Origin of the sequence: Rhizobium sp. HT1-10, from assembly GCF_049472505.1 — a bacterium.
In the GTDB taxonomy this organism is placed as follows: Bacteria; Pseudomonadota; Alphaproteobacteria; order Rhizobiales; family Rhizobiaceae; genus Rhizobium.
In genome coordinates, this window is the sequence record NZ_JBCEBQ010000003.1 from 104,841 (window position 1) to 119,105 (window position 14,265).

16 protein-coding genes and 1 other annotated feature are annotated in these 14,265 nt (G+C 61.6%); of the genes, 9 read left to right on the top strand and 7 right to left on the bottom strand.

Going from position 1 to position 14,265, the window contains the following annotated elements:
* Positions 1 to 4 precede the first annotated feature (4 nt).
* From VH564_RS09130 to msrA, 7 genes are all read left to right on the top strand, one after another.
* Positions 5 to 568 carry a TetR/AcrR family transcriptional regulator gene (locus tag VH564_RS09130; protein WP_423339512.1) on the top strand — a complete coding sequence of 188 codons (564 nt, stop codon included), beginning with the start codon at positions 5 to 7 and terminating at the stop codon, positions 566 to 568.
* Between the two features lie 18 nt (positions 569 to 586).
* Positions 587 to 928 (top strand): SMR family transporter, encoded by a 342-nt coding sequence (locus tag VH564_RS09135; protein WP_423339513.1) that lies wholly within the window; start codon positions 587 to 589, stop codon positions 926 to 928.
* A gap of 132 nt (positions 929 to 1,060) precedes the next feature.
* Positions 1,061 to 1,846 (top strand): ThuA domain-containing protein, encoded by a 786-nt coding sequence (locus VH564_RS09140; RefSeq protein WP_423339514.1) that lies wholly within the window; start codon positions 1,061 to 1,063, stop codon positions 1,844 to 1,846.
* An 8-nt stretch (positions 1,847 to 1,854) separates the two neighbouring features.
* The gene (locus tag VH564_RS09145) at positions 1,855 to 2,898 is read left to right on the top strand and encodes a Gfo/Idh/MocA family protein (RefSeq protein ID WP_423339515.1); all 1,044 of its coding nucleotides are present in this window, start codon (positions 1,855 to 1,857) and stop codon (positions 2,896 to 2,898) included.
* A gap of 153 nt (positions 2,899 to 3,051) precedes the next feature.
* Positions 3,052 to 3,888, top strand: a complete 837-nt coding sequence (locus tag VH564_RS09150) for an aspartyl/asparaginyl beta-hydroxylase domain-containing protein (protein ID WP_423339516.1) — start codon at positions 3,052 to 3,054, stop codon at positions 3,886 to 3,888.
* Between the two features lie 210 nt (positions 3,889 to 4,098).
* Entirely contained in the window at positions 4,099 to 4,548 is a 450-nt protein-coding gene (msrB, locus tag VH564_RS09155; protein ID WP_423339517.1) for a peptide-methionine (R)-S-oxide reductase MsrB, read from the top strand.
* Positions 4,545 to 5,051 (top strand): peptide-methionine (S)-S-oxide reductase MsrA, encoded by a 507-nt coding sequence (gene msrA, locus VH564_RS09160; protein ID WP_423339518.1) that lies wholly within the window; start codon positions 4,545 to 4,547, stop codon positions 5,049 to 5,051. The genes msrB and msrA overlap by 4 nt, the downstream gene beginning before the upstream one ends.
* Before the next feature lie 78 nt (positions 5,052 to 5,129).
* Here msrA and VH564_RS09165 read toward each other — a convergent pair whose 3' ends face one another.
* The 3 genes from VH564_RS09165 to VH564_RS09175 form a co-directional block, all read right to left on the bottom strand.
* On the bottom strand, positions 5,130 to 6,596 hold the full coding sequence (locus VH564_RS09165) for a SulP family inorganic anion transporter (RefSeq protein WP_423339519.1): 1,467 nt from the start codon (positions 6,594 to 6,596) through the stop codon (positions 5,130 to 5,132).
* 71 nt (positions 6,597 to 6,667) lie between these two features.
* Positions 6,668 to 6,723, bottom strand: a sequence feature (sul1 is cis-regulatory element that is thought to sense ions involved in sulfur or methionine metabolism; They are found in Alphaproteobacteria).
* A 129-nt stretch (positions 6,724 to 6,852) separates the two neighbouring features.
* Positions 6,853 to 7,191, bottom strand: coding sequence for a hypothetical protein (locus VH564_RS09170; protein WP_423339520.1), 339 nt, complete (start codon positions 7,189 to 7,191; stop codon positions 6,853 to 6,855).
* An 88-nt stretch (positions 7,192 to 7,279) separates the two neighbouring features.
* On the bottom strand, positions 7,280 to 7,726 hold the full coding sequence (locus VH564_RS09175; RefSeq protein WP_423339521.1) for a PRC-barrel domain-containing protein: 447 nt from the start codon (positions 7,724 to 7,726) through the stop codon (positions 7,280 to 7,282).
* A gap of 275 nt (positions 7,727 to 8,001) precedes the next feature.
* Between VH564_RS09175 and VH564_RS09180 the strand changes: the two genes are divergently transcribed.
* Together VH564_RS09180 and VH564_RS09185 are read left to right on the top strand one after the other, a co-directional pair.
* Positions 8,002 to 8,868 carry a transglutaminase-like domain-containing protein gene (locus VH564_RS09180; protein ID WP_423339522.1) on the top strand — a complete coding sequence of 289 codons (867 nt, stop codon included), beginning with the start codon at positions 8,002 to 8,004 and terminating at the stop codon, positions 8,866 to 8,868.
* A 45-nt stretch (positions 8,869 to 8,913) separates the two neighbouring features.
* Positions 8,914 to 9,315, top strand: coding sequence for a DUF4112 domain-containing protein (locus VH564_RS09185; protein WP_423339523.1), 402 nt, complete (start codon positions 8,914 to 8,916; stop codon positions 9,313 to 9,315).
* A 68-nt stretch (positions 9,316 to 9,383) separates the two neighbouring features.
* On the opposite strand, the gene VH564_RS09190 is transcribed toward VH564_RS09185, so the two are convergent.
* The 4 genes from VH564_RS09190 to VH564_RS09205 all read right to left on the bottom strand — a co-directional run bounded on the left by VH564_RS09190 (position 9,384) and on the right by VH564_RS09205 (position 14,260).
* Entirely contained in the window at positions 9,384 to 11,945 is a 2,562-nt protein-coding gene (locus VH564_RS09190; RefSeq protein WP_423339524.1) for a GcvT family protein, read from the bottom strand.
* 147 nt (positions 11,946 to 12,092) lie between these two features.
* Positions 12,093 to 12,371 (bottom strand): hypothetical protein, encoded by a 279-nt coding sequence (locus VH564_RS09195; RefSeq protein WP_423339525.1) that lies wholly within the window; start codon positions 12,369 to 12,371, stop codon positions 12,093 to 12,095.
* 116 nt (positions 12,372 to 12,487) lie between these two features.
* Complete coding sequence (locus VH564_RS09200) at positions 12,488 to 13,309, bottom strand: transglutaminase family protein (RefSeq protein WP_423339526.1); 822 nt, start codon at positions 13,307 to 13,309, stop codon at positions 12,488 to 12,490.
* Positions 13,310 to 13,321: 12 nt separating this feature from the next.
* A complete protein-coding gene (locus tag VH564_RS09205; RefSeq protein ID WP_423339527.1) occupies positions 13,322 to 14,260 on the bottom strand; it encodes an alpha-E domain-containing protein in 939 nt (312 codons plus the stop codon).
* Positions 14,261 to 14,265: the final 5 nt, after the last annotated feature.

The following is a 14,265-nucleotide window of genomic DNA, read 5'->3' on the forward strand; positions in this document are numbered from 1 at the left end:
AGGCATGGCCATTGCTCACCACCGTAAGAAACAGCCGGCGCTGATTCGCCAGCAACTGCTGGACTGCGCAGCGCGGCTGGCGAGCGAGCACAGAATCGGGGCTGTCACTCTCGATGCCGTGGCTGCCGCATCGGGTGTCAGCAAGGGCGGGCTGCTGCACCACTTCCCCACCAAGGCCGGTCTCCTGGAGGCAATGCTCGACAGCCTGCTCGACCGCCTCGATGCAGCGATCGGCGCGCAGATGCGTCGCGATCCTATGCCGCATGGGCGCTTTACCCGCAGCTACCTGCGCGCCGTTATCGATCTCAGGGAGCGTCCCGAGGAGACAGGGGACTGGGCGCAGGTGACTTTGGCACTGTTGAGCGAGCCGCAGCTGCGGCAGCGCTGGCGCAACTGGGTGGAGAAGCAAAGCGAGGATTTCGTCGGCACGGATTCGTCCGTTGACAGCCAGATCGTGCGCTTCGCAACCGACGGTATCTGGCTTGCGGATATCCTTTCCAGCCATTCCAGCACGGCACAATCGCAGCAGGCCGTGATCGACCGTCTGATCAGCCTCACCCACAAATAAACGCCGAGGAGCGTCCCAATGGCAAATGCATCGGTCTATGCGCTTTTGTGCGTTGCCATCCTGCTGGAGGTGATCGGCACGACGGCGCTGCAGATGTCGCAGCAGTTCACCCGGCCACTACCGGTAATCGGCATGGTGATCTGCTATACGGCTTCCTTTTACTGCCTGTCGATCACGCTGAAGGTCATTCCCGTCGGCATTGCCTATGCGATCTGGAGCGCGCTCGGGATCGTGCTGATCTCGATCGTCGGGCTGGTGTTCTTCCAGCAGCGCCTCGATCTTCCGGCCGTCATCGGGCTGGCGCTTATTATTGCGGGCGTCCTGGTCGTCAATCTGTTTTCCAAGTCTATTTCCCACTAGCGGCGGCGTGGACGTCGACGGCAGCAGGTTCTTTATTTGCTGCGGAGCGCGGGGCTGAATGTGCGCTTGGTGCCGCGAAAAAGACTGAAATGATAACGTACAACCGAGACTCATCAGAGAGGAGCGACGGCGATGGTAATCAGAACGGTGGTCTGGGGTGAAAACATCCACGAGCATAGCAATGAGGTCGTCGGCAGGATCTATCCGGACGGCATGCACAGCGCCATCGCCGCTGCGCTCAACAGCGACCCGCGCATCGAAGCGACAACCGCGACGCTACAGCAGCCGGAGCATGGGCTGAGCGAGGAGCGGCTGCGCAATACCGATGTTCTGCTGTGGTGGGGGCATAAGGATCATGGTGCGGTCGACGACGCGGTGGTCGAACGGGTCGCCAAGCGCGTCTGGGAGGGGATGGGGCTGATCGTCCTGCACTCCGGCCATTTCTCGAAAATCTTCAAGCGGATGATGGGCACGCCCTGTGCGCTGAAATGGCGAGAGGCCGGCGAGCGTGAGCGTATCTGGGTGGTCAACCCGCGCCATCCGATCGCGGCCGGGCTTGCCGACAACTTCGTGCTCGAAAACGAGGAAATGTATGGCGAACCGTTCTCGGTGCCGGAGCCGCTGGAAACCGTGTTCATCTCCTGGTTCCAGGGCGGCGAGGTGTTTCGTTCGGGCATGACCTGGCGGCGCGGTGCCGGCAACATCTTCTATTTTCGTCCCGGCCACGAGACCTATCCCACCTACTTCGATCCCAACGTCAAAACCGTGCTGATCAATTCCGTCGCCTGGGCCTACAATCCGCAGGCCGCGCTGACGGACGTCCACGACGCCCCGAACGTGCCGGTCGAACAGGCGCTGGAGCCGATTACCGAGCGCGGCCCGAAACTGCACCAGGCCGGCGAAGCCGGTTACCGCTGAGGTCATATATGCGTCTCATCATCCTTGGCACCGGCGTCATGGGCAAGAACCAGCTCGATCATTTCTCGCGGATCGAGGGCGTCGAGGTGGTTGCGGCCGTCGACAGCGACGCCACCCGCCTTGCCGCCTTCGCCGACCGGTTCAACATCAAGACCCGCTTCACGTCGCTGGACGAGGCCATTGCCTGGGGCGAGTTCGATTCGGCCACCAATGTGACGCCGGACCGCATGCACCACCCGACGACGCTGGCCCTGCTGGCCGCCGGCAAGCATGTGCTTTGCGAAAAGCCGCTGGCCGAGAACTACGAGAAGGCGCTGGAGATGACAGAGGCCGCCGAGCGCGCCGGCGTCATCAACATGGTCAATCTCACCTACCGCAACGTTGCGCCGCTGCAGCGTGCCCGCGAAATGGTGATTGCCGGCGAGATCGGCACGGTCAAGCATGTCGAGGCGTCCTACCTGCAGAGCTGGCTGGTGTCGAAGGCCTGGGGCGACTGGCGCAGCGAATCGACCTGGCTTTGGCGGCTGTCGACCGGACATGGATCGAACGGCGTGCTGGGCGATATCGGTATCCATATCCTGGATTTTGCCGCCTATGGCGCGGCCACCGACATCGATCATGTGTTCGCGCGGCTGAAAACCTTCAACAAGGCGCCGGGCGGCCAGATCGGCGAATATATGCTCGATGCCAATGACAGCTTTACCATGTCGGTCGATTTTGCGAACGGTGCGCTCGGCGTGGTGCATGCGACGCGCTGGGCAACAGGGCATCTGAACGAACTGAAGCTGCGGGTCTATGGCGAGCGTGGCGGCATCGAGGTCATTCACCGTCCAGACGGTTCGGAACTGCGTGTCTGCGTCGGCGACGACGTCGAGACCGCCGTCTGGAAAGGGGTCGACGTGCCGCCGGTTCAGACCAACTACCAGCGTTTCGCCGAGGCCGTGATGACCGGCGTGCCGCAGGACCCCAATTTCCGGCATGCCGCCAATATCCAGAAGGTTCTCGACCTCGCGCTGGTAACCGAGCGCGAAAGGCGCGAACTAAAGGTGTGACAGCAATGACGATCCGGTGAAACGCGGCGGCGCGACTGGCCGCCATGCTTGCGCATTGCTGTGGATAGCATACATAATGGCGTGAAACTTAGCGGCTCCCCAAGCCGTACAACCGACGTTCGACAATCGTCTTTCCAGTAGAAATTGACCGACATGACCGATACTTTGACTGATATCCCTGCCACCAAGACACAGCCCGCCGACCAGACTTTTGCCACCACCGGCATCGCGCCGATGGAACGCCCCGGCGCCATGACGCGCTTCTTCATGGGCATCGTTGCCTGGGCAGAGCGGCTGAACCTGAAGCATGCCAAGCTCGGCAATCCCCCGGTCTACGACAACGCCACTTTCCCCTGGGTGGCCGAGATCGAAAAGGGATTTCCGCTGATCCGCGCCGAGCTCGAACGGGTGCTGACGCGCCAGAGCGAATTGCCGACTTTCCAGGAGATCTCCACCGATGTGAAGACGATCTCCACCGATAGCCATTGGCGGACCTTCTTTCTCGCCGGTTTCGGCCTGAAGTCCGAGCAGAACATCAAGGCATGCCCGGAGACCTGGCGTGTGGTGCAGAAAATTCCGGGCATGAAGACCGCGATGTTCTCGATCTTCGAGCCCGGCAAGCACCTGCCGGCTCATCGTGGTCCCTACAACGGCGTGCTGCGGCTGCATCTCGGCCTCATCGTTCCCGAGCCCGCCGACAAGCTGGCCATTCGGGTCAAGGACCAGATCTGCCATTGGCAGGAAGGCAAGGTTCTGATCTTCGACGATGCCTATGAGCACGAGGCCTGGAACCACACCGACAAGACGCGCGTCGTCCTGTTCGTCGACTTCGTCAAGCCGACGCGGTTTCCGGCGAACTTCGTAAACTGGATCCTGATGAATCTTGCCATCTTCACGCCGTTCATCCGCGAAGGCCTCGATAACCACAAGGAATGGGAAAAGAAGTTCTACGCCCAGGCCGAAGCGCTCAGAAACCGCAAGACCGACTGATCCGGTCGGCCGGCATCCATCCATTTATCGCAAGGACCGGGAGGTGGACTTCCGGTCCTTTTCTGTTGGTGGTGTCGGCGTGCCGTTCGTGCGGGTGAGGGTGTCTGCTTTCTCTTCTCAGCTGTCCCCGCCGTATTCATTGCGCACGAGCGATTGAAAAAATGGGCCGGCATTGCCATCTTTAGCCAGACGAAACCGTTGGAGGTTACAATGACGGAATACCGCAAGACGGCGGAAGCCGTGGCCAAGCTTACACCCGAACAGTACCGCGTGACGCAGCAGAGCGGCACCGAGCGTCCGGGCAGCGGGCCGCTCCTGAACAACAAACAGCCGGGTATCTACGTCGATATCGTCTCGGGCGAACCGCTGTTTGCCTCGTCCGACAAGTTTGATTCCCATTGCGGATGGCCAAGCTTCACCAAGCCGATCGAGCCTGCCTATGTTGCGGAAGTGCATGATTCTTCGCACGGCATGGTGCGCATCGAGGTCCGCTCCAAGAATGGCGACAGCCATCTCGGCCATGTCTTTCCAGACGGACCGCAAGATCGCGGCGGGCTGCGCTACTGCATCAATTCCGCGTCGCTGCGCTTCATCCATCGTGACCAGATGGAGGCCGAAGGCTACGGCGCCTATATCAACCAGACGGAGGATGCCCAATGACTGAACGTGCTGTACTGGCCGGTGGCTGCTTCTGGGGCATGCAGGATCTGATCCGCAAGATGGCGGGCGTCGTGTCGACGCGTGTCGGTTATTCCGGTGGCGAGGTGCGCAACGCCACCTATCGCAACCATGGCAACCATGCCGAAGCGATCGAGATCAACTTCGATCCATCCAAGATCAGCTATCGCGACCTGCTGGAATTCTTCTTCCAGATCCACGATCCATCGACGCCGAACCGCCAGGGCAACGATCTCGGCCCGGGCTACCGGTCGGCGATCTTTTATGTCAATGACGAGCAGAAGCGCATCGCCGAAGACACGATCGCCGATGTTGATGCGTCCAAGCTGTGGCCTGGCAAGGTCGTGACCGAAGTCTCGCCGGTCGGCGATTTCTGGGAGGCCGAGCCGGAGCATCAGGACTACCTGGAGCGGATTCCGAACGGCTACACCTGCCACTTCGTCCGTCCCAACTGGAAGCTGCCACGACGCACGCAGGCAGCCTGATCGACTAAAGCTAAATCTGATGGCCGGCTGGCGGGTAATCCGCCAACCGGCCATTTTGCGTTTGGACTGAGTGCCCAGTCAGCCGGCGGTGCCGGTCGCCGGCCGATCCAGTCGCTCGACCAGCGTCGCGCTCGCCTCGTTCATGCCGTGCACCTCGACGGAGGCCCCCTGTGCCTTGAACCGCGCGACGACCCTTTCGAGAGCCGCAACGGCGGTGATGTCCCAGAAATGCGCCTTGGAAACGTCTATCGAGACGAACTTGCCCTGTGCCTCCACAACATCGAAGGCGTCGACGAAGATGTCGGCCGAGGCGAAAAAGACCTGTCCGGACACGCGGTAGGACAGTCGCGTATCATCGCTGCTTGGCTCCAGCGCCACGTTGAGCAGCTTGGCGACCTTGAAGGTGAAGAAGACGCCGCTGAGCAGGACGCCGACAGCAACCCCGAGCGCTAGGTTGTCCGTGGCGACGGTGACAGCGACAGTCGCCAGCATCACGGCGCTCGACATCTTCGGGTGGACGACCACCGCTCTGACTGATGACCAGTCGAAAGTGTCGATCGACACCATCACCATGATGGCGACGAGGGCGGCGACCGGCACCTGGGACACCCAGGGCTTCAAGAGCACCATCAGGATCAGCAGAAAGGCACCGGCAAACAGGGTCGAGAGCCGGCCGCGTCCGCCGTATTTGATGTTGCTGACCGTCTGGCCGATCATGCCGCATCCGGCGATGCCGCCGAACAGGCTGGCGGCGGCATTGGCGATGCCAAGGCCCGTGGCTTCGCGGTTCTTCGAGCTTGGCGAGTTGGTCAGATCGTCGACGACGGTGGCCGTCATCAGCGATTCCAGCAGTCCGACCATGGCGATGGCGATGGCCGGGCCGGCGATGATGCCGAGCGTTTCGAACGTCAGGGGGACCGAAGGCCAGGCAAAGGTCGGCAGCGAGCCGGGCAACTGGCCGAGATCGGCCACGGTCTTGACAGGTAGATGCAGCATCATCGAGGCAGCCGTGAGAACCACGATGCAGATCAGCGGCGAGGGAACGGCGGTTGTGACCCGCGGGACGATGTAGATCACCGCCAGGCCGGCGGCGAGCACTGCGTAGGTCATCCAGCCGGCACCGAGGATTTGCGGCAGCTGCGCCGAAAAGATCAGGATCGCCAGGGCGTTGACGAAGCCGGTGCGCACCGATTTCGAGACGAAGCGCATCAATACGCCGAGACGAAGCAGCCCGAAGACGATCTGGATGAGACCGGCCAGCAGACCGGCGGCCAGCAGGTAGGGCAGGCCGTGGCTGTGGACGAGCGGCGCCGCAACGAGGGCAACGGAGCCGGCCGCGGCGGAAATCATCGCCGGTCGCCCGCCGGTGAAGGCGATAACGATACCGATGACGAAGGAGGCATACAATCCGACCTGCGGATCGACGCCGGCGGCAAAGGAGAAGGCGATAACCTCGGGGATGAGGGCAAAGGTGGCAACTGCGCCGGCCAACATTTCACGCGTTGGGCGCGCAGACCAATCCCGGCTGAGGGATGATAGGGACATTGGATGATTTCTCGCAAAGCATGGCTGTCGCCGCATTGTCTGCGGTCGGTTCTGGGCATGCATGTAATTTGCGTGGTCCGGCGGATCGGCGGCCGGAATAGCCACCCGGATTTTCACCGGGTCCAGTCGAATAAGCTCTTATAACCAAGGTTCATATTGCAGTGCAACTGTAAACGGCACCAACCGCAGTTTGGCGACTGATGCCGTCGATCGTTCAAGGCAGCCGCGCGCGAGCGTAGCGGTGCTGTAAAGCTCGCTATTGGGCGGTGAAGAATGTCAGGAGCACCTTGCCCTTGTCGCCGAGCAGGCAGACGAAGCGGTCGGACTTGCCGGTCACGCCCTTGCGCGACAGATAGGCCTCGCCGAGCACCACGGTCTTGACGGACACGTCCTCGACCTTCGTATCGGCGGCGCTGACGGCAAGGCTCTCCATGTCGAAGACGATGTCTGTGATGTCAGGCGACTTCGCCTGCAATGCAATCAGGCCGGTGGCCTTGCACGCGGTGACCGCAGGATCTTCCTTGGTCTGCGCAAATGCCGGCGTCACCAGAACGGCAGCGGCGACGGTGGCGAGTATCAGGGTCTTGTATGTCATGGGCTTGGTCTCCTGCTGCGTTTCGGGTTGGACGGAGATGTGAAAAGGGCCAGCTTTTGGCTGGCCCGATCCGTCTATTTCTTGGCGATTACTTCTTGAACTTGGAGTAGTCGAGCTTAGGAGCCTTCGAGAGGTCTTCCTTCGATGTGTCGACATAGGCCTTCCAGGTGCCGTTGTCGTCAGCCAGAGCGACGGACGACGGGTCGAGGACGACGTAGCTTTCGCCCATGCCGAGGAAGCCGCCGACGCTGGCGACGATGCCGATGACCGACTTGCCGCCGCCGATGACGACATCCGAGATTTCGCCGATATCGTCATTCTGCTTGTTGTAGATGTTGACGCCGACGAGCTTCGAGGTGACGAGGTCGGTGTCCTGGATGTTGACGTACTTCAGGGGGCCGCTCGCCATCTTGCCCATGGTCATGCCTGGGCCGGCCATCGTGGCGTCGGCGCCGGTTGCTGCTGGTGTCTGCGCAAAGGCTGCACCGCTTGCGAGGGTGAGGGCCAGACCGGCTACGAGCGAACGAATTTTCATCAAAGACTCCCTGTGATGGATGTGACAGACGATGTGTCCGTCAGTTGCAAAAGGGTAATTCACCGGCTGCTTATTTGTTCCTGTAGCCCGTTGTTTTAAATCGCTTAAATCGTTCTTTGCCAGATCTTGAAAATGTTCGTGGGAGACTCCATGCGCGCGAATACTGCTTGTTTTGCGAGCGCGCGGTGAGAGAGGGAAGGCAGCCCAACGGGAACAAAGTGCCGCTGAAACAGTTTGGGCGGCACAACACATTTCCAGACATCGAGGATGCCAAGATGACCGTACGCTACAAACTCGGATGCGAATTGTCGTACGACGTCAAGGCGCCGACCGTGTTCATCTTCAACATCGAGCTGGCGCGGCTTCTTCGCCACCAGAGCGTGACGGAGCGGCTAACGGTGACGCCCGACCTGGAACGGCGCACCTATGTCGTCCCCGATATCAACAACCGCTATTTCAGCGTCGAGGCGGCACCCGGACCGCTCAACGTCCTTTACGAGGCAGAGGTGACGCTCGACGTCTTCAGGGCCGATCCCCAGACGGTGCACGAGACCCCGCTGTCGCAGGTTCCGCTCGACATCATGCCCTTCCTGCTTCCGTCGCGCTTCGTCTCGTCCGACCGGCTGGCTGGCTTTGCCAACCGCGAGTTTGGTGCGCTGCCGAAGGGCCACCAGCGCGTCACGGCAATCTGCAACTGGCTCTATGAAAATATCGAATACAGGCGGGGTTCCTCCAACGAGCAGACCACGGCCGATGAGAGCCTCATCCTGCGCGCCGGCGTGTGCCGTGATTTCGCGCATATCGGCATCGCCTTCTGTCGTGCCCTGAATATCCCGGCGCGCTTCGTCTCCTGCTATGCCTACGGATTGGAGCCGCGCGATTTTCATGCCGTGTTCGAGGCCTATCTCGACGGACGCTGGTGGCTATTCGACGGCACGCGGCAGGCCAATCTCGATGGCCTGGTGCGGATCGGCGTCGGTCGGGATGCGGCGGAGATCGCCTTTGCCTCGCCCTTTGGCGAAATGGAGCCCGGCCCGGTGAAGATCACTATCGAGCATGCCGATGGCTCGCCCGAGAAACCGGGGCGGACGACCGACGCCATTTCGACGGAAGAGCCGGCACCCCATGCAGGCGCCAACTGAGCCGTTCTCCCTCTGCCGATCATCCGGCCATTGACAGGAATTTTCATGACAGAAACGACAGCCGACCACGCCATCGAACGGCACGAACTGATGCGGCGATTGCGCCGTGCCCACGGGATCGCGCGGTTGATGGACACAGCCGTCGGCATCCCCGGCACGCGTTTCCGCTTCGGCGCGGATTCGATCATCGGCCTCATACCCGGCATCGGCGATGCCGGTGGAGCGCTGATCAGCCTCTTCATCGTCAACGAGGCCCGCAGGCTCGGCGCGTCCAACCAGGTGCTTCTGAAAATGCTGGGCAATATCGGGCTCGATACCTTGACCGGCAGCGTGCCTTTGATCGGCGACATGTTCGACATTTATTTCAAGGCCAACAGGCGCAACATGCTGCTGCTGCTCGAGCACTTCGACATCGATGAAGCAGAGTTGATCTCCAGGCGCCACTAAGAAAAAAGCCCACCGGCTTCTCGACGGTGGGCTTTGTGGTTGGTCATCCCTGGCGTTGCGCCAGAACGTCAGCTCCGGAGCTTGAGATTGTCCGGGTCGTAGAGCGGCTTGTAGCCGACCGCTGCAACCTCGACCGGATAGGTCTCGCCGAAATATTCGACGATCAGCTTGCGCCCCATCTCAGCATAAGACCATGGCAGGTAGGCGAGGGCGATGTTCTTGCCGATGGTCGGGCCGTAGGCGATTGAGGTCGTGAAGGAGCGGCGGCCGAGGTCGTCGATGAGGGTCTCGCCGGTTTCCGGGTCCATGACGGGCAGGATGCCGACGGGATAGCGGGCAACGCCCTTGGCGTCGACGTTGTCGGTCATCACGAGGGTGCACAGCATGGCGGGCTGGTGTTCCCGGGCACGGTATTCGAGGTGCTTCGCCTTGCCGACGAAATCGGCTTCCTTGACCTTTGGACGCGCGAGGTCGGCCTCGAGCAGGTTATACTCGGTGAGCAGATCGGCGTTCTGCAGGCGCAGGCTTTTTTCCATGCGGCGGGTGTTGGCGTAGGTCTCGACACCGAAGGCCATGACGCCGGTGGCGCGCAACGCATCCCAGACCGCCAGGCCGTCGTCATAGGCCATGTGCAGCTCCCAGCCCTGTTCGCCGACATAGGAGATCCGGAAGGCCGTGACCGGCTTGCCGCCGATCTTGAGCGGCTTGATGGCCGCGAAGGGGAAGTTTTCCGGCGCGAGGGCTGATGCGTCCTCGACCACCTTCTGCAGCGTTTCGCGGGCGTTCGGTCCCCAGATGCCGATGGTGATGTACTTCTCCGTCACATCGGTGATGGTGACGTCGAAGCCTTTGTCCTCGGCGACGCGGCGCATGTAGTGGAAATCGCGCGGGCCGGCATCGGCGCCATCGATCATCCGGCAGCGATCGGCCATGCGGATGACGGTAAAGTCGGCGCGGACCATGCCTTCCTCGTCGAGGAAGTGGGTGTAGATGCCCTTGCCGATGTTGCCGTCGCCACCGATCTTGGCGGCGCAGAGCCATTCCATCAGTTCGACATGATCCGGGCCTTCGATGTCGAACATGGCGAAATGGCTGAGGTTGACGATGCCGCAATCGTCTGACATCGCAAGGTGCTCGGCGTTGGAGACCCGCCAGAAGTGGCGGTTGTCCCATTCGTTCTCGCGCACGGGCACGCGGTCGGCGTATTTCTCCAGCAGGTGCTCGTTGGCGGCGTAGCCATGGGCACGTTCCCAGCCGCCCAGTTCCATGAAGTGGCCGCCGAGTTCCTGCTCGCGCTCCCAGAAGGGCGAGCGGCGGACGTTGCGGCCCTTGGAGAAGGGCTCGCGCGGGTGGACGGCGGGATTGTAGACTTTCGTCGCCGTTTCCGAGCAGCGATCCCAGATCATCTGCTCTTCCATCTGGTGCGGATAGAAGCGCGAATAGTCGATGGCATGATGGTCGATGGAGGTGCGGCCGTCGGTCATCCAGTCGGCGATCAATTTGCCCATGCCCGGGCCGTCCTTGACCCAGATGGCAACCGCATACCAGAGACCGCGTACCTTCTGGCTCTCGCCCATCGAGGGGCCGCCGTCGGAGGTCACCTGCAGCAGGCCGTTGAAGGAATGGCTTTCGTTGTAGCCGAGTTCGGCCAGGATCGGCGTCAGCTCCATGGCGCGCTCCAGCGGTGCCAGCACCTGCTCCAGGTCGAGATCGCGCTGCGACGGCGACTGGCGGGTCTGGTGCTTTTCGAGCAGCTCGCGGGGATGGCATAGGCGGGGATTGGTTTCCTCGTAGTAGCCCCACTCGATCTGGCCGCCTTCGGCGGTCTTCGGGTCGCCGGTGTCGCGCATATAGGCGGAGTTGCCCTGGTCGCGCATCAGCGGCCAGCCGATTTCCTTGCCGGTGCCGGCAAATTCCGTGTAGGGGCCGAAGAAGGTCAGCGGGTGGTCGATCGGCATGACCGGCAGGTCTTCGCCGACCATTTCGGCGATCAGGCGACCCCAGATGCCAGCGCAGACGACGACGTAATCGGCCTCGACTGTGCCGCGGTCGGTGACGACGGCCTTGATGCGACCGCCCTCTACGACCAGCGAGCGAGCGGAGGTGTTGGCGAACACCTTGAGCTTGCCGGAGGCCTCGGCCTGGTCGACCAGCTTGCCGGCGACGGTCTGCGAGCGCGGAATGACGAGGCCGGCATCCGGGTCCCAGAGGCCGCCCTGCACAAGGTCTTCCTCGATCAGCGGGAATTTTTCCTTGATTTCAGCGGGGCCGATGAGTTCTGCGCGGGTGCCGAAGGCCTTGCCCGAGGCGACCTTGCGCTTGATCTCGTCCATGCGGCTGTCGTCGCCGACGCGCGCCACCTCGATGCCGCCGACGCGGGCGTAGTGGCCCATCTTCTCATAGAAATCGATCGAGTAGAGCGTCGTCCAGCAGGAGAGGAAATCGTGGCTGGTGGCGTAACAGAAGTCCGAAGCGTGGGCGGTCGAGCCGATGTCTGTCGGCACGCCCGACTTGTCGATCCCGACGATATCGTCCCATCCCCGTTCGATCAGGTGGTGGACGATGGAGGCGCCGACGATGCCTCCGAGACCGATGATAACGACCTTCGCCTTGTTCGGGAACTCTGCCATGAATGCCACTCCGCTTCGTGTTTTGCGGCGACTTTAGAACAAGAGGCGACGCGACTGAAGCCTGTCTGCGACATTATCAAAATGCGCCACGACCAGCGGGGACGGCGGATGCTCTGCGATCGGCAGGCAGCGGTGGTTTCGGCTGTTTCAGCTGCGCGACTTACGCCAGCCGGCAGCCTGAGCCTCAGCTTCAGTGCAGAACCATCTCTCACCATAGTCGGGCGAGATCTTTGTCTCGATGTAGTGGGTCTGACCGGGCATGTGATAGATATGCTCACCGGTGTTAATGCTGACATTGCCTTTGATATTGCAGTCTGCAGCTTGGGTGAGGGCGGGAAGAACCTGTGGCGCAACCGTGGTGAAGATGGCAGGCGCAGAAAATGCAGCCACAGAGCAAAGAGCCACGACGGCACCAAACCTGATCATACGAGCTAGCCCCAACGCTTAATTGCGCGGGACAATCTATGCATGCAAAACGAAAGCGACTTCTGAACCGAAAGACTAAAATGGTAATCAAATCAGTCTGAGATGGGCCTTAGCATTCAGCTCTGCGACTGGCTCTGCATCTGCTCGGGCTCGACCGTCACCTTGACCGTCAGGCTCTCGCCCGGCGTGCCGATGCGCATGCCGGAGACGGGGGCGGCGTCGCGGTAGCTGAGGCCTGTCGCAATCCGGACATAGCGCTCGTCCGGGCAGATGTCGTTGGCGGGGTCGAAGCCAACCCATCCGAGGCCCGGCATATGGGCTTCCGCCCAGGCATGGGTTGCGGTCTGCTCGGTGATCCCTTCCATCATCAGGTAGCCCGAGACGTAGCGGGCCGGGATGCGCATGGCGTGGGCTGCGGCGATGAAGATATGGGCGTGGTCCTGGCAGACGCCGCTCTTGCGCTCCAGCGCCTGCTCGGCTGTCGTCTCGGTGTCGCTGGTGCCCTGGATATACTCGACGGTCTGGTTAATCGCGCCCATCAGCGCGTGCATGCGGCCGATCTCGCTTTCGCCGGTGGCCGATTTCACCAGTTCACGGGTCAGTTTGCCGGGCTTTGTCAGCGGCGTGTCGCGCTGGAACAGCCACAGCGGGCAATAGCCGGAATGGGGGCCGATGACGCCGTTCAGTTCATGGGTCTCTATTTCACCCGTTGCCACGATGCGGGTGCGATCCTGCGCGCCGTCGAGCGACATCAGGTTGGTGCGGTTGCCGAACTGGTCGTCGTACTCGACTTCGGTCTTCGCGCCCTCGACGGTCAGAGACCAGTCGCGGACCGTCTGGCCGGGGCCAGTCAGCGGTGTCAGGCGCAGGCGCTGAAGCGAGAATTGCGACGGCTCGTCATAGCGGTATTCCGTGATGTGACTAATTTTCAGTCTCATGATCAAACCCGCTTACTGATTGAAACGATAACCGTCGGAGATTTCCTGGCCGAGCTGGTTATTGCGCCAGACGAAATCCTCCAGGAACTCGTGCAGGCCATTGTGCATGATATCCTTGATCGCCAGCGTCTGCAGCATCTTGCGGATGCCGTCGCTGGTATCGTGGGCGGCGAGGCGTTCGCCATCATGGGCGAGATAGCCGAGATTGCTGACGATTTTCTCGTAGCAATAAGCGAGCGAGCGCGGCATCTGGCCGTTGAGGATGAGGAAGTCGGCGATGTTCGAAGGCTTGTATTCCGCGTCATAGACCCAGCTGTAGGAGCGATGGGCCGAGACCGAGCGCAGGATGGATTCCCACTGCACGTTGTCGAGCGAGGAACCGACCGCCGAGACCGATGGCAGCAGGACGTAATATTTGACGTCAAGGATACGAGCCGTGTTGTCGGCGCGCTCGATGAACGTGCCGATGCGGGCAAAGTTGTACAACTCGTTGCGCAGCATCGAGCCGTGGAAGGCGCCGCGGATGAGGCCGGCGCGACGCTTGATGGCATCGATGACCTCAGGCATTTCCGCCGCCTTCAGCCGCTTGCCGAGCAGCGTCTTGAGGTCGATCCAGCACTCGTTTGTGGCCTCCCAGGTCTCGCGCGTTAGGGCGGTGCGCACCATGCGGGCATTGTTGCGGCCGGCGTCGATGCAGGACATGACGCTCGACGGATTGTTGCGGTCGCGCAGCAGGTAGTCGATGGCGTCGGCGCCGGTCAGCTTGGCATGGCCGGCGTCATAGGCTTCGCGGACGCCGGCGCTTTGCAGCACGCCGTCCCAATCGTCTTCGACAGCGCCCATGCGGGTCAGCGACATGCGCATCCCGGCATCGACCAGACGGGCTATATTTTCGGCGCGCTCGATGTAACGGAACATCCAGTAGAGGCCATTGGCGGTTCTTCCCAACATGTCCG

Bases quoted from the DNA above. Each gene is read 5' to 3' on its own strand.
- VH564_RS09180 (WP_423339522.1), top strand. From the start codon at position 8,002: ATGACCGTACGCTACAAACTCGGATGCGAATTGTCGTACGACGTCAAG.
- VH564_RS09135 (WP_423339513.1), top strand. From the start codon at position 587: ATGGCAAATGCATCGGTCTATGCGCTTTTGTGCGTTGCCATCCTGCTG.
- VH564_RS09200 (WP_423339526.1), bottom strand. From the start codon at position 13,309: ATGAGACTGAAAATTAGTCACATCACGGAATACCGCTATGACGAGCCG.
- VH564_RS09165 (WP_423339519.1), bottom strand. From the start codon at position 6,596: ATGTCCCTATCATCCCTCAGCCGGGATTGGTCTGCGCGCCCAACGCGT.
- VH564_RS09185 (WP_423339523.1), top strand. From the start codon at position 8,914: ATGACAGAAACGACAGCCGACCACGCCATCGAACGGCACGAACTGATG.
- VH564_RS09205 (WP_423339527.1), bottom strand. From the start codon at position 14,260: ATGTTGGGAAGAACCGCCAATGGCCTCTACTGGATGTTCCGTTACATC.
- VH564_RS09140 (WP_423339514.1), top strand. From the start codon at position 1,061: ATGGTAATCAGAACGGTGGTCTGGGGTGAAAACATCCACGAGCATAGC.
- VH564_RS09175 (WP_423339521.1), bottom strand. From the start codon at position 7,726: ATGAAAATTCGTTCGCTCGTAGCCGGTCTGGCCCTCACCCTCGCAAGC.
- VH564_RS09130 (WP_423339512.1), top strand. From the start codon at position 5: ATGGCCATTGCTCACCACCGTAAGAAACAGCCGGCGCTGATTCGCCAG.
- VH564_RS09170 (WP_423339520.1), bottom strand. From the start codon at position 7,191: ATGACATACAAGACCCTGATACTCGCCACCGTCGCCGCTGCCGTTCTG.
- msrB (WP_423339517.1), top strand. From the start codon at position 4,099: ATGACGGAATACCGCAAGACGGCGGAAGCCGTGGCCAAGCTTACACCC.
- msrA (WP_423339518.1), top strand. From the start codon at position 4,545: ATGACTGAACGTGCTGTACTGGCCGGTGGCTGCTTCTGGGGCATGCAG.
- VH564_RS09190 (WP_423339524.1), bottom strand. From the start codon at position 11,945: ATGGCAGAGTTCCCGAACAAGGCGAAGGTCGTTATCATCGGTCTCGGA.
- VH564_RS09195 (WP_423339525.1), bottom strand. From the start codon at position 12,371: ATGATCAGGTTTGGTGCCGTCGTGGCTCTTTGCTCTGTGGCTGCATTT.
- VH564_RS09150 (WP_423339516.1), top strand. From the start codon at position 3,052: ATGACCGATACTTTGACTGATATCCCTGCCACCAAGACACAGCCCGCC.
- VH564_RS09145 (WP_423339515.1), top strand. From the start codon at position 1,855: ATGCGTCTCATCATCCTTGGCACCGGCGTCATGGGCAAGAACCAGCTC.